At 39.5% G+C, this 26,408-nt stretch carries 10 protein-coding genes; 2 read left to right on the top strand and 8 right to left on the bottom strand.

The annotated features are described in order from the left end of the window. Together G508_RS0107335 and G508_RS19505 are read right to left on the bottom strand one after the other, a co-directional pair. Window positions 1-8,081 (bottom strand): YDG domain-containing protein (locus G508_RS0107335; protein WP_245569852.1); only part of this gene is annotated, 8,081 nt, incomplete at its 3' end. Between the two features lie 924 nt (window positions 8,082-9,005). Then, on the bottom strand, window positions 9,006-14,339 hold the full coding sequence (locus G508_RS19505; RefSeq protein ID WP_051197499.1) for a T9SS sorting signal type C domain-containing protein: 5,334 nt from the start codon (window positions 14,337-14,339) through the stop codon (window positions 9,006-9,008). 367 nt (window positions 14,340-14,706) lie between these two features. Here G508_RS19505 and G508_RS0107320 point away from each other — a divergent pair, with 367 nt between their 5' ends. Then, a complete protein-coding gene (locus tag G508_RS0107320; protein WP_026704708.1) occupies window positions 14,707-15,186 on the top strand; it encodes a regulatory protein RecX in 480 nt (159 codons plus the stop codon). A gap of 475 nt (window positions 15,187-15,661) precedes the next feature. Next, complete coding sequence (locus G508_RS0107310; protein WP_026704707.1) at window positions 15,662-19,411, top strand: T9SS sorting signal type C domain-containing protein; 3,750 nt, start codon at window positions 15,662-15,664, stop codon at window positions 19,409-19,411. Window positions 19,412-19,572: 161 nt separating this feature from the next. Here G508_RS0107310 and G508_RS0107305 read toward each other — a convergent pair whose 3' ends face one another. The 6 genes from G508_RS0107305 to aspS form a co-directional block, all read right to left on the bottom strand. Further along, window positions 19,573-20,730 (bottom strand): beta-ketoacyl synthase N-terminal-like domain-containing protein, encoded by a 1,158-nt coding sequence (locus tag G508_RS0107305; RefSeq protein ID WP_026704706.1) that lies wholly within the window; start codon window positions 20,728-20,730, stop codon window positions 19,573-19,575. Between the two features lie 105 nt (window positions 20,731-20,835). Further along, entirely contained in the window at window positions 20,836-22,107 is a 1,272-nt protein-coding gene (bioA, locus tag G508_RS0107300; RefSeq protein ID WP_026704705.1) for an adenosylmethionine--8-amino-7-oxononanoate transaminase, read from the bottom strand. Window positions 22,108-22,185: 78 nt separating this feature from the next. Further along, on the bottom strand, window positions 22,186-22,803 hold the full coding sequence (bioD, locus tag G508_RS0107295) for a dethiobiotin synthase (RefSeq protein WP_026704704.1): 618 nt from the start codon (window positions 22,801-22,803) through the stop codon (window positions 22,186-22,188). Between the two features lie 67 nt (window positions 22,804-22,870). Next, entirely contained in the window at window positions 22,871-24,013 is a 1,143-nt protein-coding gene (locus G508_RS0107290) for an aminotransferase class I/II-fold pyridoxal phosphate-dependent enzyme (protein ID WP_026704703.1), read from the bottom strand. Window positions 24,014-24,176: 163 nt separating this feature from the next. Beyond that, on the bottom strand, window positions 24,177-24,377 hold the full coding sequence (locus G508_RS0107285; protein ID WP_026704702.1) for a cold-shock protein: 201 nt from the start codon (window positions 24,375-24,377) through the stop codon (window positions 24,177-24,179). Window positions 24,378-24,642: 265 nt separating this feature from the next. Beyond that, complete coding sequence (gene aspS / locus G508_RS0107280) at window positions 24,643-26,388, bottom strand: aspartate--tRNA ligase (RefSeq protein WP_026704701.1); 1,746 nt, start codon at window positions 26,386-26,388, stop codon at window positions 24,643-24,645. Window positions 26,389-26,408: the final 20 nt, after the last annotated feature.

Raw genomic sequence — 26,408 nt, 5'->3', positions numbered from 1 at the left:
CCTTCCAGCAGGCCGTCGAGGTGGTCGATACTGATGGTAAGCGTTCCTATCAGGGTTGTTTTATACCCTAGCGGCACTTGGTCTTGATTGTCGAAAGGCAAGGCACGACCTTGTATGACAAGTTTTTTATTGTTCAAAACCGAATACAGTGTTACTTGATTGCCTCCAAAGCTTTCACCGTCAAAGCGGATGTCCAAGTCGTTGGTGGCATTCTCGATATAGCCTACAAGTGCTTGGCTAAAGCCTTTGGTTTGTCCTTTTATATTCAGCCACACGCGGTGTTTTCCGGTGGTTTGCCAGTTTTCTACGGGAGTAGTAGGAGCGGGTCTGAAAAATTCATCGTTATTTCCGGTGACACGCATGCTGTTGTTAAAGATGGCTTCCCCATTGGCTATGCCTTTTACAAAGAAGGCCTGTCCGGCTGCGATCTTACCTGATGGAATTGTGGTATTGATATAATCACCAATATCAACGCTTGATGGGGCTGACTCTGTTGTGCCGGTGCCACCTGTTCCGTTATAGGAAGCATAATCAGCTGAGTTATAGCTGTAGATGCCATTCGATCCTACGATATTTGTGTTGTGTGTCCAAAAATACAGCGTTCCGCCTAGAACATCATTCCCGCTAGCAGGACCAACATTTGCTTCGCAAAACAGGTCGGCATCAATAGCCGATGGATAAGGATTTCCAAGCAGGTTCCACAAGTTGTCATTTACATCGCTCGAGCCAGAAACGGGATGGCGAACGATTCCGTTATTTGGGACCCCAATAAAGTTGGCTTCAAATATTGCAGAAGGCCCAACACCTTCCATGTTATAGGTTTGAGGAGCCCTCACAATATAGCCTCTTCCGGCAGTCATGGCTGCGTTTCCATAAGGAATCATGTTCCATCCTTGTCCTGATTGGTCCCAATCAAAGTATTTGTTGAATAGCGTTTGAGGGGAAAGTCCTGGTATAGGGTTGTCCGCATCTGCTGGTGTTTGTTCTCGTCCTAGTAAAAATACAGCAGGATCAGCTTTTACGGGTGAACTCCAATAGGTATAGTCAAAACGGTACATCGGTTTTGCAAAGCGTTGCATGCGGATGTTACCGGTGTTGTTGTTTTCGGTTGCATTTTCTACATCCGTTATTTGTACCAAGCTGCCTGAGTCTTCAATTATAATTTTTCCATTGTTGTCTGCTGTTGCCCCATCTTCCAGAGTGATTCCGTTTACTACTTCTAGTGTAGCACCCTCAGGGATAGTAAGTGTAACATTTTCAGATACCCAACATTCGCAAACTTGGGATATTCCCAATGGTAAAGCTACATCTGCATTAATTTCAATTGGTGTTAGACGGGAAATAGTAGTTGGCCATGCACCACCATTATACACTATTGACGTGCTAGAACAATTTCCGTTGCCAAGGCCGAAATCTTTTAGAGTTCCAGTCATTGCTTCACGGCTCACAATAATATCTCCCCCTTCAACTGTTCCTTCCAGATGGTCACCTGGATTTATCCAATCTGCAGTGGTAGTGGTACGTTTTAATACGGTTTCTTTACAGATGTTGGAATTGCTGTCTTTTCTCAAAGTCACTTTATGAGTTCCGCTAGTAAGGGTTCCTGTTTGTGGTGTCACTCTCCAAAACAAATCCTCGTCTGTATTCAGGACGGTAAAGGCTGGGCATGTCCCAACAGCTGGAATGGTTGATAGGTCTAACAAACCGTTATCTCCCATATCTTCGCCAACAACAAATGTGGCGTCAAGATAGCCACCATTTGTTCCCGTAAATTCTGTGGTTATAAATCGTTTTAGATTTGCTGTTGTTCCTAGAGGGAAAAAACCTTGTCCAGTTGCAGTAGTATTGGCAGTATAGCGTCTCATTGCTCCTTCGGTAACGCCATCGCCTTTAACTACCCCATCTATATGTGTTAAAGTTCCTGGTGTTCCTGTGCTAATTCCAATTTGTAAAAGGTTGGTAGGTGTAGAAATGATGTTGCCTTGTTGCATGGTAAGTAATCCGTTTACACTTACCGCACCAACAGTTGCACTAACATTTGCATTGGTTATGGTTAAATTGCTTGTAGCAGCTTCATTATTGACAACAAGGTTCCTAACATTTGCTGGCAAGCCAGTTCCTGTTATTTGGTTGCTTTTCCCTATATAATAATAATCTCCAAAAGGAGTTGATGTTGCATAAGTTCTAGTCGTAGTGGTTCTTACGTTTCCAGTAGCAGTTCCTAAAGGAGTTATTCCATCTGGAGAAGTAATCTTTAAAACACTTCCTGTTTGCGCTACAAAAGAAGGGCCCGTTACTGCCAAAGCATTAGTTCCTGCACCATTTGTACCATCGAAACCAAAATCTAAAGTTCCGCCAAAGCTTGTAGAAGTTGCGCTACTTTCAACTGTTAGCGTACTCGCTGTTCCTAATGCAAAATTTTGGTTAATTAGTTTAACATAGGCTCCACGTTTTATTGTGAATGCAATATTGGAAGCAGTTGATTGGTTTACAACATCAATGGTTTGGGTTTGAGCATCTGATGAACCATCACCTGTGCCGTTAAAATTGAAGCTGTTGCTTCCAGTAGCTGTTGAAATTAGTGACCCTGAGTTTGCAACGTATAAATCCCCTTTTAAATTTAATATCGAAGTTCCTACAAGTGCTCCAGATCCGGCATTCATATTAATAGTTCCTGTACTATTTATATGTATATTGCCCTCAACTGTTAGTGTTGAATTTGCAGAGAGATTGGTAGTAGGTCTGAATATGGTATTGTCATTATGTTCTATATTTCCTTTTACAGTCACATCAATGGTTACGGCTGAACCCGAAAGTGTTATTGAACTTTGATCATATGTGTTTTCAATAATAATATTTCCTCCAATTGTTGTTGTTATACTTCCGGCTGATAGAGGCGCTGTGTCTGAATTGGATCTGTAAATTAAGTCTTTATGTGTTAACTGAGAATTAAATCCGCTATGAACAACATTTGCCTTACCCGTAGAGCAATTAATGATTACATTGCCAAAACACGCAGTTGTGTTTGTTATAGGATCTGTATAAGTAGAGACATCACCTGATGCTTGAACTACAGGCATAACGGTATTGTCAGAATATACAATTTCAAAATTTGAATTGGCATGAAATTTTTCTGTCCCAGCCCAAATCGTTGTAGATCTGGATGTAGATAAAGAAGTATGCTTAAAAGTTACAGTTCCATTGTCTTCAACCTCGAAAATCCCACTAACACCTGATGCATTGCTCTCTCTGTTAAATTTTCCACCAGATTTAACTAATAAATTCACAAATGTTGCCCCAACTGTACTGGTACTTAAAATACCTCCATTTTCTATTACAACATTAGGTGCTGTATTTGTTCCGACTAAAAATATATTATTTCTTATATAAACTGTTTTTGTGCCTAAACTTGCTGCGTTAGTTCCAGGAGCACTTGATACCGCCCAGATTGAACCATTAAAAGATTCCCATGAAGCCGTATTAGAAGCTGCTGTGGAATGCCAGTTTCCATCACTCGTGGATCTAAAATCCCCATTAACATAAACAATTTCTGTGATGTCAAAAGAAGTACTAACAATTCCAGTCAAGCCAGTGGAAGCTGCTGAAAGCGTTCTGCCAGTAGCGGCAACAGTATGCGTTAACGAAGAAAAAGTTGCTAATCCAGAAGAAAACGCTTCACTAACAGGTGTGCCAGTCAGCGTTCCAGTTGAGGTAATGCTAACATTGCCTGTTTGATCCAAATCCCTATTCCCATTCACATCATTTGCAGAAACTGTTACTGATGGCGACATTAAAGTGTTGATCGAAACTGTATTGGGTTGCTGCACAAAGGCTAATCTATCCGCCGTAACTTCAATTCTGTTTTTATCGTTGCCAGTATTGCTATCAGATTGGGCAGTAATCGTTGTAAACTGCGACGATGTGTTCGTGCTTCCTGCCGTAGCAGAACCAACAGAAAAAACAAGCTTGTCATTATCTAAAGCTGTCGTATTGAAGGTAACTCTTAGTGTAAAGGTAGTTTCGGTATTGTCTGCAACTGTAAAAGCAGCATTTCCAAGATTTGATAAATTGAAGGTAATGCTATTTGCTGCAACAGTACTTCCTGCACTTATTTTTGTACTGCCACTAAAAAGTTCTGCCTTATTAATAGTACTGGCTTGCCCTGTGTAGTTAATGACCAAACCTTGCAGAATGGTAGGAAATGTATCCGTGTCTGAAAGAGCGCTTCCGCCATCCCTAACTTTAAAATTAAACACGGCTACATTGTTTGTTGCATCTGTAATAGTGCTCGATTGAAAGGATTTATAATCAATATTGTCAGTATAAGTAAATCCAGTTTCGTAATTGATAATATCAGAAATCAAAGAGGGTGGAGCTGGAGTTGTTCCGCATGTAGTTGGCACCGTCGCAGTTGTTCTATAATTATAAGTTCCTGTGATGCTTCCGTTCCAATTGTAAGGCACGAGCAAATAGCAATAGGCTGTACTTCCTGATAATCCTGTATTGTTAAAAGTAGTTCCGGATGTTGTGGTAGTTACTAAAACGGTTCCTGATGGCAAAGTCCAAGAAGCTGGTGCTACTCCATCTACTATACCTGAAGTAGTTGGTGCTACTCCGTCAGCTCTTCTTAAAATTACATAACCATCTGCTCCAATTCCTGCTGATGCCGAAAAAGCCAGATTAATTTGTTGGTAGTCTACTACAGTATTTGTAAAAGTGGCTGAATGTGCAGTTGGCTCTGTACTCAAGGTATAAATGCTGGCTGTTGGGGCACTGGTAGTGTTGTAACATTCATCCGTAGTGTTATATTCATAGGCCGTAACGGTATATTGCGTTTCGGCAGTTAGCCCAGTGATTGGTCCTGCTGAAGTACCTGCGGCTCTAAAAACAACCCTGTTGTTGGTGTTTATTTGTCCTGCTGATGTCCAAGCTAGATTAGCAGTATAGGAAGTTCCACTTGTTGGATTTTGATTGGTCTGTGCTGTAGGTCTCACCACAATCATGGTTCCGTTTCCAGTTCCTGCTGTCCAGTTGGTAGAAAACCCATCAACGGTAGCAGTTGTTGCTGTTAGGGCAGAGGCTTGTGTGGATGGCTGTGTACAACCAGTAGTTACATTGCCTATTAATGAAATATTGTCTAAACGATAATCTCCTGTACTACTCCCTCCATATCCGTATATTCTAAAAGTTACAGTTTCTAAATTTTCAAAGCTAGAATCAAGTGTAACTGTTTTAGTGGCTGAGGTGGTAGTAACAGCGCCAGATCCTAAGTTAGAACCAAAACTATCCAAACTTGATCTTACTTCATAATTTGTTGCTCCTGCTCCTGATCGCCAAGCGTCGAAAACCAATGAAGCTGTAGTTACCAAATAGCCACTATCTGCTGTGACGGTAAATTCAAGATATCTTGTAGATGTGTTGATTGATGTTCCCCAAGAAGCACTTCCGCTAAAAGCATTAGCGACATTGCTGTTACATGTAATTCCAATAGGAGCGATACTATTAAAAGTAAGATTGGTGATAACATTACTAGGAGTATAACTAGAACATGATGTGCCATTAAATAGATAATTCGCTAAAGTCACTGGCGCCGTAGATACCGTTAATGTCTGCTGTACATCAGGTGCTGCATTATAATTAGTACTTGCAGCTTGCGAAGCTGTTATAACACTTGTTCCAGCTCCAACAATATGAATATTACTGCCCACTATTGTGGCTACCGAAGGTGTTGCACTGGTATAGGTAATAGGATTTGTGCCAGAAGTAGCAGAAGTAGCACCAGGGCTAAAATCTGCATCCGAAGTAGTTTTGGCGGGTAGCGCTCCAAAAGTAATTGTCTGATTCGCTTTTGTTATATCAGCAGTCAATCCAATTGGTTGTGTCAACGTATAATTTCCAGCATCAGCTCCACCAAGCGTACTTGTTGAAGTAACCGCTTTTCCTGTTCCTGCATTTGCAGTATCAAAAGTTCCTGTTCCATTTAAGGTAACCACATCAGTAAGGAGGATGCCACTTAAGGTTCCTGTTATGGTGGCGGCTGTAGTTCCGTTATAGGTTTTGTTTGAAGCTGCAGCACCTGTTATCGTCAAGGGAGCTGCGGTTACATTGGCGGTTAGGCCTGTTGGTTGGGTGAGGGTATATCTTGATGCAGTTGTTCCTGCTAAGGTATATCCTGTAACGGTTATTGCTTTTCCATTAGCAACGGTTTTATTGGTAAAATTCAAAACTGGTGTACCGCTTACGCTAACATCATCACTACCAACAATACCATCTAAAGTTGCAGTTCCAGTAGTTGTAGCTGTTGTGGTAGCATCATATACTCTGTTAACTCCGGTTAGTCCTGTAATAGTTAATGCTTTCTGATTTACAGTTAGTGTTTGTGTCGTGTTTGAAGCTGCATTCCAGTTGCTATCGCCAGCCTGCATCGCGGTTATAGTTGTTGTTCCGTTTTCTACAATGGTTACTGTGTTACCAGAAACTGTAGCCACGTTTGTATCCGAACTTGAATAAGAAACCGTTAGGCCAGAACTTGCAGTTGTACTTAAAGCATAATTTGCATCTCCATAGGTTTTACTGTCAGTAGCTGCCAGGCCAGAAATAGTTTGATTTCCTTTTGCTATTGTAAAGTTTAGTGTTGCAGCAGCACTTGTTCCAGAAACATTGGTTGCTGTTACATCAACGGATGAGGAACCAGCAGTTGTCGGGGTTCCAGTTATTTGTCCCGTTGTTGTATTTAAGTTTAATCCCGTTGGCAATGTACCTGAACTTATAGCATAACTAGTTGGGCTATTGGTTGCTACTATTGAATAACTAAAGGCGCTACCAACTGTTCCTGATGGAGAAGCCCCTGTTACTACAGGTGTTGTTGGAGTTAAAGTAGTATACCCAGCACTTGTACTCGACCAAGCTGAACTACCACCAGCGTTAACTGCTTTGACTCTGTAGTAATAAATAGTTGAAGGTAGAAGACCCGTTGCATTCGTTGTCAAAGTACCAGAAGCTATATTGGCTTGTGTAAAATCTATTGAACCAAAAGCAGGATCATTATCAACTTCTACAGTATAGGTAAAAGCAGCTGGGCCTGCACTTGCAGGAGCTGTCCAGTTAGCGTCTATTGAATTTATTGTAGCTCCACTGCCAGAGCCCATCACTGGAGCATTGTGTACAGTTGTAAAAGTGCCATCTCCTGAATATCCTGTACCCGCACTGTTTACTGCATAACCCCTGTAATAGTATAAAGTGTTGGCTGTAAAACCTGTACGGCCATGTGTATAAGCAGCTACTGCTGTGCCTCCTTCTGCCAAGATATTCCCTGTTGGAGTTGCGGATGTTCCCCATACAGTACCTCTTGAAGTTAAAGTTGCTCCGCCATTATTTGTAACAGTCGCACCTAGTGTAGCGGTTGTGGTTGTGATTGATGAAACGGTTGGGGTTGTTACCGTTGGCACTACTACTGATGGTATAGCAGCTCCATTAATTATTAAGTCATCTACTCTGAAGGTTCCTCCTGAGGCAGCATCACCTGAGGCAGGACTACCATCTGCTTCTCCACCTGTAAAAACTAGTCTTATAACAGTGTTGGCATTGTTATCCAATGCGTTTACAGCAGTAAAGTCTGCACTAAAACCTGAACAAGAACCGTTTGGACTGATAAATGTTGTTCCTAAGTCTGTAAAGGTTCCACCTGTTCCAGTTGAACTATATTGAACTTTGAAGTTCCTTGGACCCGTTCCAGAGGAACGAGTATTGAAGGTCATTGTTGTAATGTTATATCCAGTAGTTGGAGCAATGATTTGGAAATACTCGTTTACATTCCAATTATCAATCGTATAGCCATTTCCAGTGCAACCACTAGTGGTAGTAGTTCCTCCAGTATTAAAAGAAACTGCTGTTGTGCCTCCTGGAAGATTAGTGTTTGGAGTATTACCACTTGTAAAATTCCAGCTAATAATTTGCCCATGCACGCCTCCTCCACTCATCATCAACAATAAAAACAAATAAAGCCTGATCCCACTAGACTTTATAACAAAAAAGGGATTATTGCTACTAGCAATAACACCTAAATTAAATGCTCTTTTCATATACCCGCAATTTTTTTATCTCTGTTTCTTAAATACTTGTTTTTTAGGTTAATAAATAAATTTGGGAAGACAAAAATAGGAGTAGAAAGCGATATTTGGATTTTTTTATTAAGTTTTTTTTAACGCGTCGCTAAAAAATAACCAATACGCAACAATAGGTGTTTATTGTTAATGATAATTTAATGAAGTGAATTTTTTTATACGAAAAATTTAATAATTGAGCCAAATTAGAGGTGTTTGAATTGTGTTTTTTATGTTATAAATATTTGCTTTTCGTGTAAAAATTGTAAATATATTGTGATTGTACGGAATAACATGTTAAAAAATTACACAAAAAAAGAGGTAATACAGCAAATTAGGGTATGTCCGAATTTTTGAAATTAAAAGTATTGAAAAATAATATTTAGTGTATAACCAAAGCGCTGTTTTTTGTATATGAAAGAGGGTTTGGATAGTATGATTGTTTGATAATGTTTTAGATTAGACCTTTGGAAAGAAAATCAATTTAAGCTATTTAAAATCAGTATGTATTTTAAAATTTTCGACCAATTAGAGGTCACATCACAGCTCACCTCTTCTACTTTTTTGGTCAATTAATTGTCTTGTCCTGAGATATTCCCCATTTAGAGTAGGGATGCTATATGGGAATGTATTAGAAGGACTATGTAAAATAGCGAATATGGAGCTGTTTTATTCCCATGCAAGATTATATTCTTTTCTCGATTTCCAAAGGAGCATCTTACCCTCTTCGTGATAGGATTCAAAGACGATCCTCTCGTCTTCTTAGGTAAATATCTGCCGTGCAGTTTGATCAAAAGTTCTTAGATCCGCAGTATTTGATCAAGGCTGTTTTTTCTATTCTAAACAAAAAAATCCCGCAAGTCGCAACTCGCGGGATTTCTAAAGAAATATTAAGTTTTTTTTCTAATAAATAATCTTTTTATTTACTACCTGCCCATTGGCAAGGATCGTTTTGATGATGAGGGGTTGCTCGTTCATTGCCACATTCGAAATAGTGAAGGTGTTGGTGCCAATTGTTGTGGCTCCAAAAATTTCTCTGCCTAGAAGGTCATATACGGTAACGCTTTGCAGGTTTTCCAATGCTGATTTTATTATGATCTCATCATTGTTTTTATAAACCATTACACCATTTGCTATGTGGGTAGGATCGGGTGTTGCGAGTGTCCCATCTGGAACATAACGCAGTATAAAACGGTCATTAAAGGTTCCGATGGTGGTGGTAAATTCGTAAGCTGCTTCTTTTAGATCGTGCACCACATTGAGCAATTGGTCTTCCAGATAGATGTCCTGACCTTCAAATAGTCCATCATATTGGTCGATGCTAATTTGCAGGTTGCCTGCAACCGTGGTTTTATACCCCAGCGGTACTTCATCTTCTACATCAAATGGCAATGCTTTTCCTTGAATGGTAAAGTTTTTGCCTTCTATTAGCGAATAAAACTTAAGCTGGGTGCCGCCAAATTGTTCGCCGTCATAGCCCCAATCGATAGTGTCGGTGGCATTCTCGATATAGCCTACTAATAATTGATTGAAAGCAGTTTCGTCTTTTGTCAGGTTGAGCCAAACGCGGTGCTTGCCTGTGTTTTCCCAATCTTCTACTGGAGTTGTGGGCCCTGGCTTGAAGAAGTTGTCGTTATTAGTAATTTCTCTCATGGCATTGGTGAAGGTCACGGTAGAAGCTCCTGCTGATATGCCCTTTACAAAAAAGCCTTGTCCAGCAGCCACATATTGGGTGGCTCCTCCAGTCCCTCCTAGTGGAAAAGGGGTGACAGGACCAGAGAAATTGTAAACGGCATAATCGCTGCTGCTATAGCTTGTGCCACTTATCGGGGTTGCATGTGTCCATAGGTAAATGGTTCCTTGGAGTTTGGTACTGTTGGCCGTTAAAAATTTTTCGATATCAATTGCCGATGGATAAGGATTTCCCAGAAGGTTAAATCTTGATGGAGTTGAAGCACCGTTTCCATGGGTTGCATACGTTACATTTCCATTATTCGGAATACCATCAAATAATGCAGTATAAGGCTCTTTCTCGCCCGGATCGGTTGAAAATGTTTGGGGAGCTCTCACCAGATATCCTTTTCCTGGCACCATTTCTTCGGTACCATTGTTATTGATTACCCATGCACTTGTAGTGGCATTCCAATACATGTATTTGTTGAAAAGGGTTTCCGGGGAAAGGTCATACAACGTAAAGTTTTTTACAGGTGAACTCCAATAGGTGAAGTCATAGCGGTACACATCTGGTGTGATTCGTTCTACATTGATGTTTCCTACATTGTTGTTGGTGAGGTCATTGTCTACAACCGTTACCTGAACGAGGCTACCGTTGTTTTCTACAAGAATTCCGTTTGTGTCATCCGTGTCAACGGTGGTAATACCATTGGTAACGGTCAAGGACTTGCCATCTTCAATTGTAAGCAAACTTGAGGTAACGGTCAGATTATCTCTAATGAGTATTGGCGAAGCAGCAAGTGTTTTTATTCCAGTTCCTGAGATATTCAGTTTCTTATAGGAATTGTTGGTACTGGTGTTATAAGGGGTTATGGTTTGATTGCCACCTGCATATTCTACAGTAGAGGTTGTTTCTAGTATAGGATTAACCGCAGCTGCATTGCTAATGGCTGTGGAAGTGCTTCCGGTGAATCCATCGGTATTGTTGAACTTGAAAGTGGCACCATTCTTTACGGTAAATGTACCCGAAGGAGATCCGAAGAGTATTCCTGTAGTGGTGCTGTTATTGGCAACATTGGTACCATTCACTATAATCCTTCCATAGCTAATGGCAGGCGATCCTAGTCGGATTTCTATGGGCTGTGTGCCATAAAACTCAACGGTTGAGCCCACTGCCAGGGTATAGGTTCCTGTTGCATCTGGTTTTACACCTGTTCCGGCTGTTTTATATTGGGCACTTCCTGTCATAGTGAAAGCGGTTCCGGTTCCTCCCGCAGTAAAAGATTGAACATCAAAAATGCACGGACTTGCGACAGTAAGTAAAGTAGCAACGGAGGCATTGCTGTCCAGTGTTTTTGTACCGGTTCCCGATACTGTCAAATTCCTGTAGGAAGGGCCACCCTGAACAGATTGGTTTCCAGCAAAGGCATATTCTACAGTGCTGGTTGAGCCTAAGGTTGGAGTGATGGTTGGAATGGCGGTATTTGTACCTGTAAACCCTTGCACGTCGCGAGTAATGAAGCGTCCGTTGATGATAATGGACGGACTTCCTCCACCATTGGTAATTTGGTTTTCGCCATTGTTATCAAAAACACCCGTAACGGTTAGTGTGGCATTGTTGAGTACCAAATTGTTAGCCGATGTATTGAGCTTGAAGGTACTGCTGCTGACAGTAAAGGCTGAGGTTACGGTCAAAGCCGAAGTCATATTGGAGGTGATATTGGCAGAGGTGGTGATGGTAGCTGGATTTCCAAAGGCAATACCTCCCCCAACAGGAAAAGGCGTTGTGGTAGCTCCTCCAAGGATATAGTTGATGCCAGCCGGTAGCGACAATCGTCCGGTTGCAGGAGTGAGGTTTACACTTCCAAAACCTTGAAAAGAACCGGTAGCACCCGTTCCTCCAATTCCACCTGTACTGGTTGAAGAAAGAGTTGCACCACTTTCGATATTCATCCTGCAACGGGTTGCATTTCCTGTGATGATTCTTGTCCCCATGTTGATTCGGCCACCATTTAAAACGGTGAAAACCGATTCAGAACCAGCTGCGGAACCGAATGTTAGGTTGGAACCCATTGAAAGTATTGATCCTAAATTAACCGTATAGTTTACAGAAGAAGAATTGGCACCTGAATAGGTTAACGTTTGAGCTCCAGTATTGAAAAACACAAAACCTTTGGCGGGATTTGCTGAAGTTGTGGTGAAAGTTCCATCGTTTGACTTGGTTAAGTTAGTTTTGATATTGATGGCATTATCGGTTGCGGTTCCTGTTCCAAAATCTATGGCAGGTACCGCAGTTGAAGAAACAACCAAACTTCTGTTTAGGGTTACGGTTGCTATTCCGGTTGCCGAAGAAACTTTTTCTAATAGTATAGCACCCGTTCCCGTTATATTGAGGTCGCGATTATTTGGCGTTATTGTAAGACTAGCATTGCCACTACCGGCACTATTAATCAAGATAAATTGTCCACCACTGATTGTAAATGTATTAGCAGCAGTTAGGTTTACAATCCCCGAGCCTTGGGAAGCAATAAATTCGCCTCCTGAAACGGTGGTTACTCCAGCGAACGATGCTGTACTGGTTCCTGAACCATTTGAAATAATAAATTGTCCTCCAGCAACAGCCGTTGTTCCTGTAATGGTTGTGGTCGTGGTGGCGGTTCCAGAAGCGGTAATTAATTTTCCACCGCTTACATTTACGTTTCGGATGGTATTGGCATGTGTGCCAGAATCGGCTAGGCATAAAACATTACTGACATTGGCAGTTGTTGTCCCGATGTTTAGTGTTCCTGAAACTCTAAAAGTGTCATGATTCACCACTACGGGTCCAACCTGATTTGGATTGTTCCAGTTGAAAACGCCAAAATTCTGGTTCATATTCGTGCCTGTAATGGCTGTAGCATTGTTAAGTCCAGTGACATTGCAAATTGAAGCAGCATTCCAGGTAGCGATTGGCAGTGTTAATGTGGCAGAAGCAGTTGCATGATTGTAAATGCCCGTGGCACCAAAGGTAATTGTTCCAACTTTGTTAAGCGTTCCATTATTATAAGTAAATGTTCCATTCACGGTCAAATCAGTACCTTGTCCATTAGAAAGCGTGAAATTTGCACCTGTGTCCAATACAAACGTTCCACCATTGTCTATTACCATTTGATCACCGTTTTCAGTAGTAGTACAAGTTATGGTATGACCGTTCAGGATGCGAATTCCCCTTGAAACGTTGGTTGGAACCAAAGAGGAAGTGATCCAACTGTCAACATTATTATGAGAAGTTTCCCAGTTACTGGCGGTACTCCAGTCTCCAGAAGTTCGGGATCGGAAATAATTACTTGCTCCTGAGGCCGGACCTATATCAAAAGCATTTGAAACAGCGGCTGTCAAACTTCCTGAAGTTGCCGTTAAAACAAAGCCTGTACCAGCAACATTGTGTTTTATTATTGGAAAAGTAGCTATTCCTGCCGAAGCATTATTACTAGCATCATTAGCTGGAGGACCAAAGGTATCAAAGCTTCCGGTAGTAGTTATAGTAACAGTAGCACTGCCTCCAGTAAAATCTAAATCGCGATTGTCAAAAACATCTAAAGCATAAATGGTTAGGGCGGGTGACATTGCAACAAAGGTATCGGTGTCGCTTGGGCCATCCACAAATTCAAGTTTTGTAGCGGTAACTTCAATTCTGTTGCTGTTTGAAGCAGTCGAAGTGGCAGCCGCTCCAGCATTTGCTGCGGCAAATGCCGAACCCGTACTGAGAGCTGTAGCCGCGGTAATGGTGAATTGATTTTGAAGATTATCCGTCACCACCTCGTTATAACTCACTCGTATTGTAAATATTTTGGTGCCATTATCGGGAGCTATTAAACTCATTCCGTTGAAAACAACCGAAGCTGCTCCATATTCTTCGGCAATTTCGGTAGCACCATCATAAAGTGCTACAGATCTGATGTTGGCTGAATTGGATAATGAAAAAGTAAGATCCGTTAATGTCGTTGGTAAATTATCCGCATCAGGCGTTCCGGTCCCATCGCGGAGCGTGAAACTTGCGATTTCGATATCATTTCCTGTATTGGTAATGTCAGTTGCCTGATAATTTTGATAGGGAATGTTTTGAGGATACGTATAGGAAGGGGTGATGATGATGGCTGAACTGGCAGTGACGGTTGAAGTTCCCGTCAAGTTCACGGTATAGGTTGCTTCATCAGCATCATTGCTTAAAATGGTGAAAAAAGCAGATTTTGCTCCTGGAGTGGTTGGCGAGAAAGTGATGGTGAAAGTGGTGCTCGAAACATTGGTCAATGTCGTGGAGGTTGCCGCTTCATTTACGGTAAAAAGGGCAGCATCGGGGCCATCGATTTCAATAATTGGTGGACCGGTTAAATTTAGAACAGATGCCGCAAGTGTGTTTTGGATCGTAAAAGTGACAGCAGTACTCGAGGTTCCCGAAGCAGTAGAAAAAGCACTGTAAGTACTTCCTGTTAAATAGTTAGTACCGCCAACCCTTACATTGATCTCCTGGCCATAGGTCAATAAAGAAAGTAAAAGTAATAGCAGAGTAATTTTCAGTTTCATAATTTTTTATAGTTTGATAGTAAACCATAAGAAATTAGTTCCTGAAAAACAGAAAGTTGGAGAAATAAGACAGCAGATTTGGGAACCTGTAAATCGAGGATAAAGATATAAAAAAACTTGATTCGCTAATAAAAAATACTGAATGGCAGTATTTTAGATTTTTTTTGTGAAGGTTTCTGCATTTTCTGCATTTTTTCTCAAGCCTTAGAGGCTTGTTTTTGTGCTGCTTCATCTTTAAAAATAATTTCATAAAAATCTCGCTTTTGGCGGAATTGTTTTAGATTTGTTGTAGCTCAAAAAATGAGGATGAACCATTTTTAACCAATTAGAGAGAAGAAAATTTCAACAAAGCAATTTTTTCATGCCCATGCAACCCGCTAAAACTTATACCGTTGATGAAGCCAGAATAAAGCTGGAATATTATTGTGCCTATCAGGAACGGTGTCATGGTGAAGTGGTCGAAAAACTCCGAAGCATGAGGATGATCCCCGAAGCAATCGATCTGATCGTGGTGCATCTATTGGAGCATAATTTTCTAAATGAGGAACGTTTTGCCTGTAGCTTTGCCCGTGGAAAACACCGCATCAAGTATTGGGGCAAAATACGGATTGTCAATGAATTAAAGTTTAGGAATATCTCACAGTATAACATCAATACTGCCTTAAAGGAAATCTCGCCCGAAGAATATCTTTCCAACTTTCACAAGCTTGCGGATCACCATTGGGAATTGATGCCCGATCGCGACACACTCAAAAAACGCAAGAAGTTTTGTGATTTCTTACTTCGCAAGGGTTTTGAAAGCAATCTTGTGTATGAGAAAGTTAGGGATTTGGAGAGTGGTCAGTGATCAGTTTCCATTCTCAGTTTTCATTCGGGATTTTCGAGAATTGTGCTTAGCTTGTAATTTTGTGGATAATACCTTTTACACTTTTAACCTTTTAAACCTTCAAAATAGTGCTTTACATAGCGCTAACATTTCGTGTGAAAAATCTTTTTTTGTCTCCAAAAAGGATAATTCCCTTTGTTTTTTTATTTTACTACATTTCAGGTTATTACATTTCAAAGTTTTGGTTTTTACCTACAAAAAATGGAACCTCCTTTTTTAAAGAAATCATTAAATTTTAGCAGTTTTGGACTATTTTTTACGAAAACGTTTTCGTAAAAAGTGCAGTTTGTCGGTTTTATGGCGCAGGTCATCGAAAACATTGAAAGAACTGCCTCCAAAGCTATGATTGACAGCGTACTTGGAAGTACTTTTGGACTGTTCTAAAGCACAAACCCTTTGTTTTAGCAACTACTTTCACCCCAAAGTATTACCTATTATGAAAAAAATTACATTTTTACTTTTTATTGCATTGTTGTCTGTTTTTGGATTTGGACAAACTAAAGTTGTTACATGGAATGGTAGATTAATTAGTAATTCTCCATCTTATAAACCTACTTTTTTGATAAATTCAAGTGATTCAGGTATTTCAAGTTCTAGCTTGACAGCAACTGATGTAGCAACTGGAGATGGTAACTTATCAATTGTGTCATGGGAAAGTTTTTATAAAACAGGCTGGCCTAATAGTTCGTCTTACGATTCATCAAGCAATCATTATTTTTTATTAACAGTAACAGCAAAGCCTAATCAACAATTAGACTTTAGCAAACTCGTACTTACATACAAGGGTAATAATAAAAAGATGACTGTTCGATATTCAAAGAATTCAAACATGTCAAATTCTACTGAATTGCATTATACAGGTTTGAATCAATATAACACGCCTTATGAAGTGCAAGTTAATTTTCCTTCAACTGTTTCCTTAAATTCTTCTGAAACATTATACATAAGAATTTATGGATATGATAACACTGGTCAACCTGGCAATGGAAACGCTAGTAGCAGATATTGGTCACTTCAATTTGATGCTAATAATCCTAGTAATACTGTAGGGCCAACTTTGTATTCTTCTGCTTCTTGCACAGCTTCAACAGCTCCAACTACAATTACAGGAGTAAATAATGTTTGTCCAGGTTCAAGTGTTACTTTGGTAGCAAGTGGTGGAACACACGGAACTAGTGCTACATACGAATGGGGAACAGGTACCGTGGGTAGCAACATTATTGCTGGACAAGCAACGGCAACTTTGACACATACACCAACAGTTAATCCAACAACCTATTGGGTAAGAAGAAAAGATGCTGCACCTTGTACAGTTGCAACAACTTCTGCTGTCACAAAAAGCGTTACTCTAACTACTCCTGGTGATCAAACGACTTATGGAAATGATTCATGGATTGGTTATGCCTATACATGGTCAGGAACTCCAGCTGCAACAACCTATGTTGGTTATGTAACAGAGTCAGAAACTTTTGATAGAAATCTTTCTACTGGTTCTATTACGGGTGCTTCAGGAACAGCTAATTTGTGTAGCACTCCAGCGGATAATTTCTTTGTTCGTTATAAGATGACTAAGAATTTTCCAACAGGTAATTATGAATTTACGGTTGGTGGAGATGATGGATATAGATTGAGCGTTGATGGTGGGGCTACTTTTGTGATCAACAATTGGAATATTCAGGCATATGGAACAACAACTGTTAACGTTTGTTTGAGTGGAGCTACAAATTTGGTATTAGAATATTATGAAAATGGAGGAGACGCAAGAGTAAGTTTTAATTATACCTATTCGGCAAATCCAGCAGCTCCAACTGCTATAACAGGAACTACTACGATTTGTACAGGAGAATCTACTACCTTGACAGCAAACGTTACAGGTGGTACGTATCAGTGGGGAACAGGTACTGTGGGTTCTAATATTATTGCAGGTCAAACGGCTAATGCAATTACTGTTAGTCCAACGGTAAACACAACCTACTGGGTGAGAAAAGTATCTTGTCCTAGCTATACCAATGCAGCTACAGTTGATGTAATAGTAGGTCCTGTCGGAAATCCTGGAGATTTTGGTACTAATGCGTGGAATGTTTATGGATATAATCAAGCAACTTTAGAGCCGGTTGTGGCAAACTACAGAGGATTTTATACCCAAAACACTTTAAATATAAACACTACAACTGCATGGGATCAGAATGCTTCGCCAGCAGCAGCAGCAAGTACTTCGTCCAATACAGCTTATCAAGGTTGTTCATTGCCTAATGATAATTTTACATTTGTTCACAAGCGTCAAGGGTTTCCAGCAGGAAGCTATGAGTTGAGAATGGTAGCTTGGGATGATAATACTAGAGTATATGTCAATGGAGTTCAGGTTGTAGAATATAATGGATGGTATGGAGGTACTCCACAAAATAATCTTCTTGGAGTTTACTGTCTTGATGCTGCATCTACAATTGAGGTTAGAACACTAGAAGGTGGTGGAGGTGCTTTATTGACGATGAATGTTGTTCCTGTTAGTGCAGTTTATAACAACGGATGGACTGCTACCGCAACTGATCACAGTGTTGAAATACAGTCTAGTATGTCATTAGGTAGCAATTTGCAAGTATGTACTTGTACTGTAAAGGCGGGTCAGACTTTAACTATCGAGTCAAACAATACGCTTACAGTTATTGGGGATGTAGTGGTAGAAGCAGGTGGGCAAATCATCGTAGAAAACAACGGTTCTTTTGTGCAAGTAAATGATAATGCCACTTTCACTGGTGACGATGAATCTTTTTTGATGAAGAGAGAAACGCAACCGGTGTTCCGTTTTGATTTCACTTATTATTCTTCTCCTATAAAGGAGGCATCAGGTTTTACCTTGAAAAAATTATCTCCTCTAACTTTGGCAAGCAAATATTACAGTTGGAATGAGACAAATCAAGGATGGACTGTAGAAAATGCTAATACTACAGTAATGGAAGAAGGTAGAGGATATATCGTTCGTGCTCCTCAAACTTTCGACGTACTAGGGCAGGTTGGTGCTGAGGCTAAAAAAGACACGATCAATTTTGCTGGACTACCAAACAATGGAGTAATTAATTTTGATAACATTGAAGGAAGTTCAACAGCAAGCAAGTGGAACTTGATAGGAAACCCTTATCCATCGGCTTTGAGTATAGATGAGTTCTATAACAACAGTATCAATAGCACAAACTTAGAAGGAACAATCTATTTGTGGACACATAATACACCTTTGGCAGCAAACGAAAATACAGGAACTTATACCTATAGCCCTAGTGATTATGCAAGTTATAATAGATCGGGCGGGGTTGGTACTTCTGCACTTTCAGAAGAAGACCCAGATGATAATGTACCAACAGGTTTTGTAGCGGCAGGACAAAGTTTCTTTGTGAAAGGTATTGTTGATGGTACTTCGACGGTTACGTTCAATAACAGTATGCGTGTTGCTGGAAACAACAACCAGTTCTTTAGGCCAGGAACCCAAGAACCAATTAATAACTGGGAAACAACTGGAAAGCACCGTGTTTGGTTAAATCTTACAGGTGGTACAAATGCTTTCAATCAAGCATTAGTAGGTTATATAGAAGGTGCAACGGATGGATTAGATTGGGGATTTGATGGAGACCAATTCGGAGGAAATCAAGTTACTTTGTACTCTCTTTTGGATACAAAAAAATTAACTATTCAAGGTCGTGCTCTACCTTTCAATGACCAAGACGAAGTGCCTTTGGGATACAAGACAACTTTAACGGGAACATTGAAAATTGCTATCGATCACTTTGACGGTTTGTTTAATGGGCAGGATATTTATCTAGAAGACAAGATGTTAAATATCGTTCATAACTTGAAAGAAGCGGATTATACGTTCACAACAGTTCCAGGAACTTTTAATGACCGTTTCGTGTTGCGTTATGTTCCTGCAGCTGAATTAGGTACAGATAATCCTACTGTTGATGCAAACTCAATGGTAATTTTTAGAAGCGGTAGTCAAATCGATATCAAATCTAATGACCAAACAATCGAGCATGTTACGGTTTATGATTTATTAGGAAAAGTGATTTTTGAGAAAGGGAACATCAACGCTCAAAGTTTTTCAACTTCTCAGCTAAACGTTTCAAACCAAGTAGTAATCGTAAAGGTGATTACAGACACTCAGGCAGAAGTAGTGAAAAAAGTAATCATGAATTAATTAGTTTCAAATTTTATATAAAAAATCCCATTGTGAAAGCAATGGGATTTTTTTCGTTTTATAAGCACTATTCTCTAACTTTCGTTATTTCAACTGCTAACTGCTAACTGCTAACTGCTAACTGGATACTGATCACTGATCACTGAATACTGATCACTGAACTAAGCTTTTCTAAGTAAAATACTAACAGCATTCCCACCAAAACCAACTGCATTAATCAAGACCGTTTTAATTGTTTTATTTGCCACTTGAGGTGTAGTAAATGGGACATCAATAAAATGATTGTGTTCCATCATCAGCAATGCCATTTCGATGTTCAGCATTCCTGAAGCACCAAAAGTATGCCCTATTTTCCATTTATTGGTCGTCAATAACGGCAGGCTTTCGCCAAAGATATGCTGGATGGCTTTATATTCGGAAGAATCTCCTTTTATGGTTCCAGGAGCATGCATTACAATCACGTCAACGTCTTCAATCGAAGTGTCTTTCAAGGCCATTGCCATCGATTTTTTAAAGCATTCCGCTTCCGCAGATATCGAAATGTTGTGTTCCAGGATTTCGGTTGCATATCCGATACCTTCTATATAAGCCAAGGCATTTTCTTTTTTTCCAACCTCCAAGCAACATACCGAAGCACCTTCGCCCAGAATCATCGAGTTCTGTTTTTTATCCAAATCAAATGCCCTGCAAGGAAATTCCTGTTCTTCCTTGGCATAGATTTTCATCGCCTTCATTTGGGCAATGGTAAATGGAGTGAGAGGCGCCTCACTACCTCCAACCAAGAATTTCTCGACCATTCCTGCCCGAAGCCAGGCAACACCATTCAACAAAGCATGCAAGGCGGTAGAGCAAGTGATGGAATGCGAAACTTCTGGACCCTGACTTTGCAAATCATGTGCGATCCACGATGAAATATTGCCTAAAGTGGTGGTTGACGAAGCTAATGTTTGTGCCTTTCCGGTTTCGATATATTCCTTGTAATGTTTTTCAAATAATTCCGTAGCTCCACGGGAGGAACCAATATTAATTCCAAACAAATCTTCCTTTGTCCAATTGGCTTTTCTGATGGCTTCGCGTGAAGCCACCATTGCAAACAAAACCGAATTATCCAATGCTTTATATTTAATGTCGGATTGCTTTAATAGAACCACTTTTTCCTTTGAATTATTATCTAAAACGGAAGCAAAAGCAGTTTGGTCGCCAAAGTCTTTTTGAATAAAAAAATGTTTGTCGTTCATGTAATTCTCCCAAATTGTTTTCGGGTCATTCCCTAAAGGAGAAACAGAAGCAATGGAAGTTATGGATATAATTTGAGACAAGGTTTTTGGTTTTAATTTTTGCTACGGATTCACTAATTTTTAGATAACAAATTTTGAAATTTCCAATTGATGTATTCGTGCTAAACTATATTTGAGTGTACAAAATTAAACTATTTCTAAAGCTTCTTCAACTATAGCATACACTTTTTCCAATTGTGCATCCGTAATGATATAAGGAGGTAAAATATAGACAATATTCCCAACTGGCCGAAGGATTACACCTTTTTCAATAAAGAAATTATAAAGCTTGGTTCGCATGGAACCATAATAGCTTTCCTCACTTTCGATTTTAATTTCCAATGCAAAAATGGTTCCCAAAACTCTAGTGGTTTTCACTCTCGCATGGTTTTTAATATGTTGCTGAAAAGCCAGATGCCTCTGATTTACTCTAACAATACTCTCTTGAATTTCGGCTGATTGCAAAAGTTGCATACTCGCCAAAGCTGCTGCACAACCCGTTGGATTTGCAGTAAAAGTATGTCCGTGAAACAAAGCCTTGTTGATATCATCATCATAAAAAGCATCAAATAAATCCTGTGTAAAAGTGGTTATCGCCATCGGGATTGTTCCACCTGTCAAGGCTTTCGAAAGGCACATCATATCGGGCTGGCCTTTTATATAATCGCATGCAAAGTTTTTTCCTGTTTTTCCGAAACCTGTCATCACTTCATCGGCAATTGTCAGGATATTATTTTCTTTGCAGATTTGCAGCAGTACATCCAAAGCTTCGGCTTCATACATGACCATTCCGGCAGCTCCTTGAACCAAAGGCTCAAATATAAATCCGGCACAATTATAGGTGGAAATAACATTTTTCAATGCTTCATAACTGGCTGTTTCTTCACCTTTTACGGGAACCGGAATTCGCACTACATCAATAAACATTCCTTGAAAAGCTTGGGTGTAAAACGAAATACCACTTGCAGCCATTGCGGCAAAAGTATCGCCATGAAAAGCATTTTCAAACGCAATTATGGTAGTTCTCTTTTCTCCCTTATTGTAGAAATATTGCAAGGCAACCTTGATGGCAACTTCCACAGAAGTGGAACCATTGTCTGAAAAGAATATTTTTTGCTGATTGTTCGGAAGTATTTCCATTAATTTTTCGGCCACTTCAATCGCCGGACTATGGGTAAATCCGCCAAACAAAACGTGTTCCAAAGTAGTCAGTTGCTTGTAAATTGCATCGGCAATAAACTGATTCGAATGCCCAAATGGATTCACCCACCACGAAGCAATCGCGTCAATATATTCTTTTCCGTTTTCGTCCCAAAGCAAGGCATCTTTTCCCTTAGCAATTGCAATGGGAGGTGTGGCGGTTTTATGTTGTGTATAAGGATGCCAAAGATATTGGCTGTCTTTTTCTGATAGATTCATTTTGTATGTAGATGAAAGAAGAAAGAAACAAGAAGCAAGATTTTGATGTCTTTCTTCATGCTTATTTTCTCTTGATTCTTATAATTGTAAAAGTGTTTCCCGAAACAAGTCGGCATACTCCCAGATGACATTTTTATCGAAATACGGTTCGTTTTCAATTCTTCCGATACATTTCACTCCGGTTTTATTCAAAATAATTTCTTCGGAAGACTTGTTTTCATCTCCGTTGAAAATGATCCCTGCAATATTTATTTTTCGGCTTTGCAAGGCTTCAATTGTCAATAAAGTATGGTTGATGCTTCCTAGATAATGACGCGAAACCACAATCACTTTATAGTCGGGTTGAATCAAATCGATAATAGTTTCGGTGGTATTCAAGGGAACAAAAATCCCTCCTGCACCTTCAATAACCAAATGATTGTTAGTCTCTGGTTCTTTAATGTTTTTCAAATCAATTGTGATGCCGTCAATTTCCGCAGCCAAATGTGGACTAGCAGGTGTTTGTAAAGCATAGCTGTTCTCAAAGAATTGGGATTTGGGATTTGAGATTTGAGATTTGACCTTTTGGCTGTCTGAATTATTCAAATCACCTGCTTGAACAGGTTTCCAATAATCAGCTTCGAGTGCTTCGGTAATAATGGCTGATGTTATGGTTTTGCCAACGTCTGTTGATATTCCAGTTATAAATAGTTTCATTGTTTTGGTTTAAAAACACAAAGGTCACTAAGTTTTCGCAAAGTTCACAAGGTTTTAAGTTTAAATTCTAATAAATTAAATCGCTTAAGAATTTCAAAAGTGACGAAATTTCTTCTTTCGAATTATAACTGTGCAAGCAAATCCGTAGTCGTTCCTGACCTTCGGGAACCGTTGGCGAAAGTATTGCTTTTACATCAAAACCATTTTCCTGTAATTGAGACGCAATGTTTTTAACTTTTTCATTACCTGGAATAATAGCACATTGAATAGCCGATTTGCTTCTCACAAAAAGAGGTCTCAATCCCATCATTTGTTTCTCCTGATTAAAGAAATTTATGTTTTCTCTGAGTTGTAAAAGGGTGCTTTTTTCTTTTTCTAAATGTTGGTAGGCCATGAAAATTGTAGCAACCGAATGGGGAGAAAGTCCTGTCGTATAAATAAAGCTTCTTGAAAAATTCACGAGATAATTCTTCAATTCATTGGAACCCAAAACAACAGCTCCGTGACATCCAAGTCCTTTTCCAAAGGTCATAATTCGGGCAAACACCTTGTCTTGTAATCCCATTTCCTGAACGTGGCCTTCACCTTGAGCTCCAAAAACGCCCAAGGCATGTGCTTCATCAATAACGAGATAACAGTTGTATTTTTCAGTCAAAGTGATCAATTCTTCTAGATTGGGAGTGTCGCCATCCATTGAAAAAACGGATTCTGTGGCAACATATAGTGTGGTTGAGGCATGATTGAATTTTAAAATTAATCGTTCCAGATCTTCAAAATCATTGTGCTGAAATTTATACGATTTTGCATTTGACAATTGAATACCGTCGCGAATGGAAGCATGAATCAATTCATCGTATAAAATAAGATTGCCTTTTTGAGGAACAGAACTGAAGAAGCCAACATTAGCATCATAACCTGAATTAAAGATCAAGGCACTTTCTGATTGATGAAAATTGGCGATATAATTTTCGGTTATGGAATAAAGTGGATGATTTCCAGAGATCAATCGAGAACCTGTTGCTCCATTTTGGGTGTAGTTATGCTTTACTAGATATTGATGTGTTTCCTGAAATAGTTTTTCTGATCTTGAAAATCCAAGATAATCATTAGAAACAAAATCTATTTTTTCCTGCTTTTGAGAAAGTTTTCGCAGGGCATTGTTTTGCTTTCGGGTTTCTAGCTTTTCGGATAGATTTTTTGGAAACTTCATGTTGCAAATTTAAAGTATTTAACCGCAAAGGGTACAAAGAATTCGCAAAGCTTTAACTTGAAAAAGAGAAGTAAAAAGTTTGGGTTTCTTTAAAAAAAAAAGCGTCCCGAAACAAATCGGAACGCTTTAAACATTCTAGGTAACAAAAATAATCTATATATTTTTAGTCTTCAAGAGCTACAACTTGTGCAGCAACTTTACCTTTTCTTCCTTCTTCTTCTTCGTAAGATACTCTGTCACCTTCGCGAAGTTCTTCCGCTCTGATTCCTGATGCATGAACGAAAATGTCTTTTCCTGTTTCTTCGTCTGTAATGAATCCGTAACCTTTAGACTCATTGAAAAATTTAACTGTACCTGTACGCATTGTAATAATAAAAATAATTAATAATAGGACAAATGTAATCTTTAATATAATACAATCAACATGTTATGTTAAAAAAATGAAAAAAAAATATTGTTTTTTCGTGATTTTTGGGTTTTTAGGGGGTTTGTAAGTGTTTGATTTATAGTTTTTAATAGGTGGCATAGTTTGATATCAATGGTAATTTGTCAAAAAAAACTCCTGAACACGAAATAGTTCAATTAAAAAAGCCTCAGATTTCTCCGAGGCTTAAAAAATATCTTTGAAATTACTTCAATCTAATATGCAATTCTTCCAATTGTTTGTCATCAATAATGGATGGTGCATCAATCATAACGTCACGACCCGAATTGTTTTTTGGGAAAGCGATAAAGTCACGAATCGTTTCTTGTCCGCCTAAAATGGCCACCAATCTGTCCAAACCAAAAGCCAAACCTCCGTGTGGTGGAGCTCCAAATTGGAAAGCATCCATCAGGAATCCGAATTGTGCTTTTGCTTCTTCTTCGGTGAAACCTAAATATTTGAACATCAATTGCTGTGTAGCTTTATCGTGAATCCTGATCGAACCACCGCCAATTTCATTTCCGTTCAACACCATATCATAAGCGTTTGCACGAACTTTTCCTGGATCGGTTTCCAATAATTGCATGTCTTCAGGCTTTGGAGAAGTAAAAGGATGGTGCATTGCATGCCATCTTCCTGACTCTTCGTCTAATTCTAATAATGGAAAATCTACTACCCAAAGAGGTGCGAAAACATCCGGGTTTCTCAATCCTAAGCGTGTCGCCAATTCCATTCTCAAGGCACTCAATTGAGCTCGTGTTTTATCGGCTGGACCGGAAAGTACAAAAATCATATCACCTGCTTTTGCTCCGGTAACTTCTGCCCATTTTGCCAAATCTTCTTGGTCATAAAATTTATCGACTGATGATTTATAAGTTCCATCTTCGTTGCATTTTACATAGACCATTCCGCTAGCTCCAACTTGTGGGCGTTTTACCCATTCGATCAAAGCGTCGATCTCCTTACGGGTGTATTCTCCACATTTTGGAGCTGCAATTCCCACTACTAATTCAGCTGCATTGAAAACTGGAAATTCTTTGTGTTGTGCTACTTCGTTCAATTCGCCAAATTCCATTCCGAAACGGATGTCCGGTTTGTCGTTTCCGTAAGTCTTCATAGCATAATCGTAGGTGATTCGTGGGAATTTCTCTACTTCGATTCCTTTTATTTCTTTTAGCAAATGACGTGTCAAGCCTTCAAAAACATTCAAGATGTCTTCTTGTTCTACAAAAGCCATTTCGCAATCGATTTGTGTAAATTCGGGTTGTCTGTCGGCTCTTAAATCTTCGTCACGGAAACACTTTACGATTTGGAAATATTTGTCCATTCCACCCACCATCAATAATTGCTTGAAGGTTTGTGGCGATTGTGGCAAGGCATAAAATTGTCCTTCGTTCATTCTACTTGGAACTACGAAATCCCTTGCACCTTCTGGAGTAGATTTAATTAAATAAGGCGTTTCTACTTCACAGAAATCCAAATCTGATAAATATTTGCGAACTTCCATCGCCACTTTATGACGAAAAAGCAAGCTGTTTTTTACCGGATTTCTTCTAATATCCAAGTAACGGTATTTCATTCTGATGTCTTCGCCACCATCAGTTTCATCTTCAATAGTGAAAGGAGGTGTCAAGGCTGCATTCAAAACGGTCATTTCAGTCACTAAAATCTCAATATCTCCCGTAGACATATTTTTGTTTTTCGCCTCACGCTCGATCACGGTTCCTTTTACCTGAATTACAAATTCTCTTCCGAGGGTTTTTGCCAATTCAAATACGGTTTTGTCGGTACGACTTTCGTCGAAAATCAATTGCGTGATACCATATCGGTCACGTAAATCAACCCAATTCATGAATCCTTTGTCGCGTGATTTTTGAACCCAACCCGCTAGCGTAACTTCGGTATTAATATGTGAAGCGTTCAATTCTCCACAATTATGACTTCTATACATGATCAAAATTTTAGATTGCA

Source organism: Flavobacterium soli DSM 19725 (genome assembly GCF_000422705.1).
In the GTDB taxonomy this organism is placed as follows: domain Bacteria; phylum Bacteroidota; class Bacteroidia; order Flavobacteriales; family Flavobacteriaceae; genus Flavobacterium; species Flavobacterium soli.
This window is presented reverse-complemented; position numbering and strand designations above follow the sequence as displayed.

Bases quoted from the DNA above. Each gene is read 5' to 3' on its own strand.
- G508_RS19505 (WP_051197499.1), bottom strand. From the start codon at position 14,339: ATGAAACTGAAAATTACTCTGCTATTACTTTTACTTTCTTTATTGACC.
- G508_RS0107320 (WP_026704708.1), top strand. From the start codon at position 14,707: ATGCAACCCGCTAAAACTTATACCGTTGATGAAGCCAGAATAAAGCTG.
- G508_RS0107310 (WP_026704707.1), top strand. From the start codon at position 15,662: ATGAAAAAAATTACATTTTTACTTTTTATTGCATTGTTGTCTGTTTTT.
- bioA (WP_026704705.1), bottom strand. From the start codon at position 22,107: ATGAATCTATCAGAAAAAGACAGCCAATATCTTTGGCATCCTTATACA.
- bioD (WP_026704704.1), bottom strand. From the start codon at position 22,803: ATGAAACTATTTATAACTGGAATATCAACAGACGTTGGCAAAACCATA.
- G508_RS0107290 (WP_026704703.1), bottom strand. From the start codon at position 24,013: ATGAAGTTTCCAAAAAATCTATCCGAAAAGCTAGAAACCCGAAAGCAA.
- G508_RS0107285 (WP_026704702.1), bottom strand. From the start codon at position 24,377: ATGCGTACAGGTACAGTTAAATTTTTCAATGAGTCTAAAGGTTACGGA.
- aspS (WP_026704701.1), bottom strand. From the start codon at position 26,388: ATGTATAGAAGTCATAATTGTGGAGAATTGAACGCTTCACATATTAAT.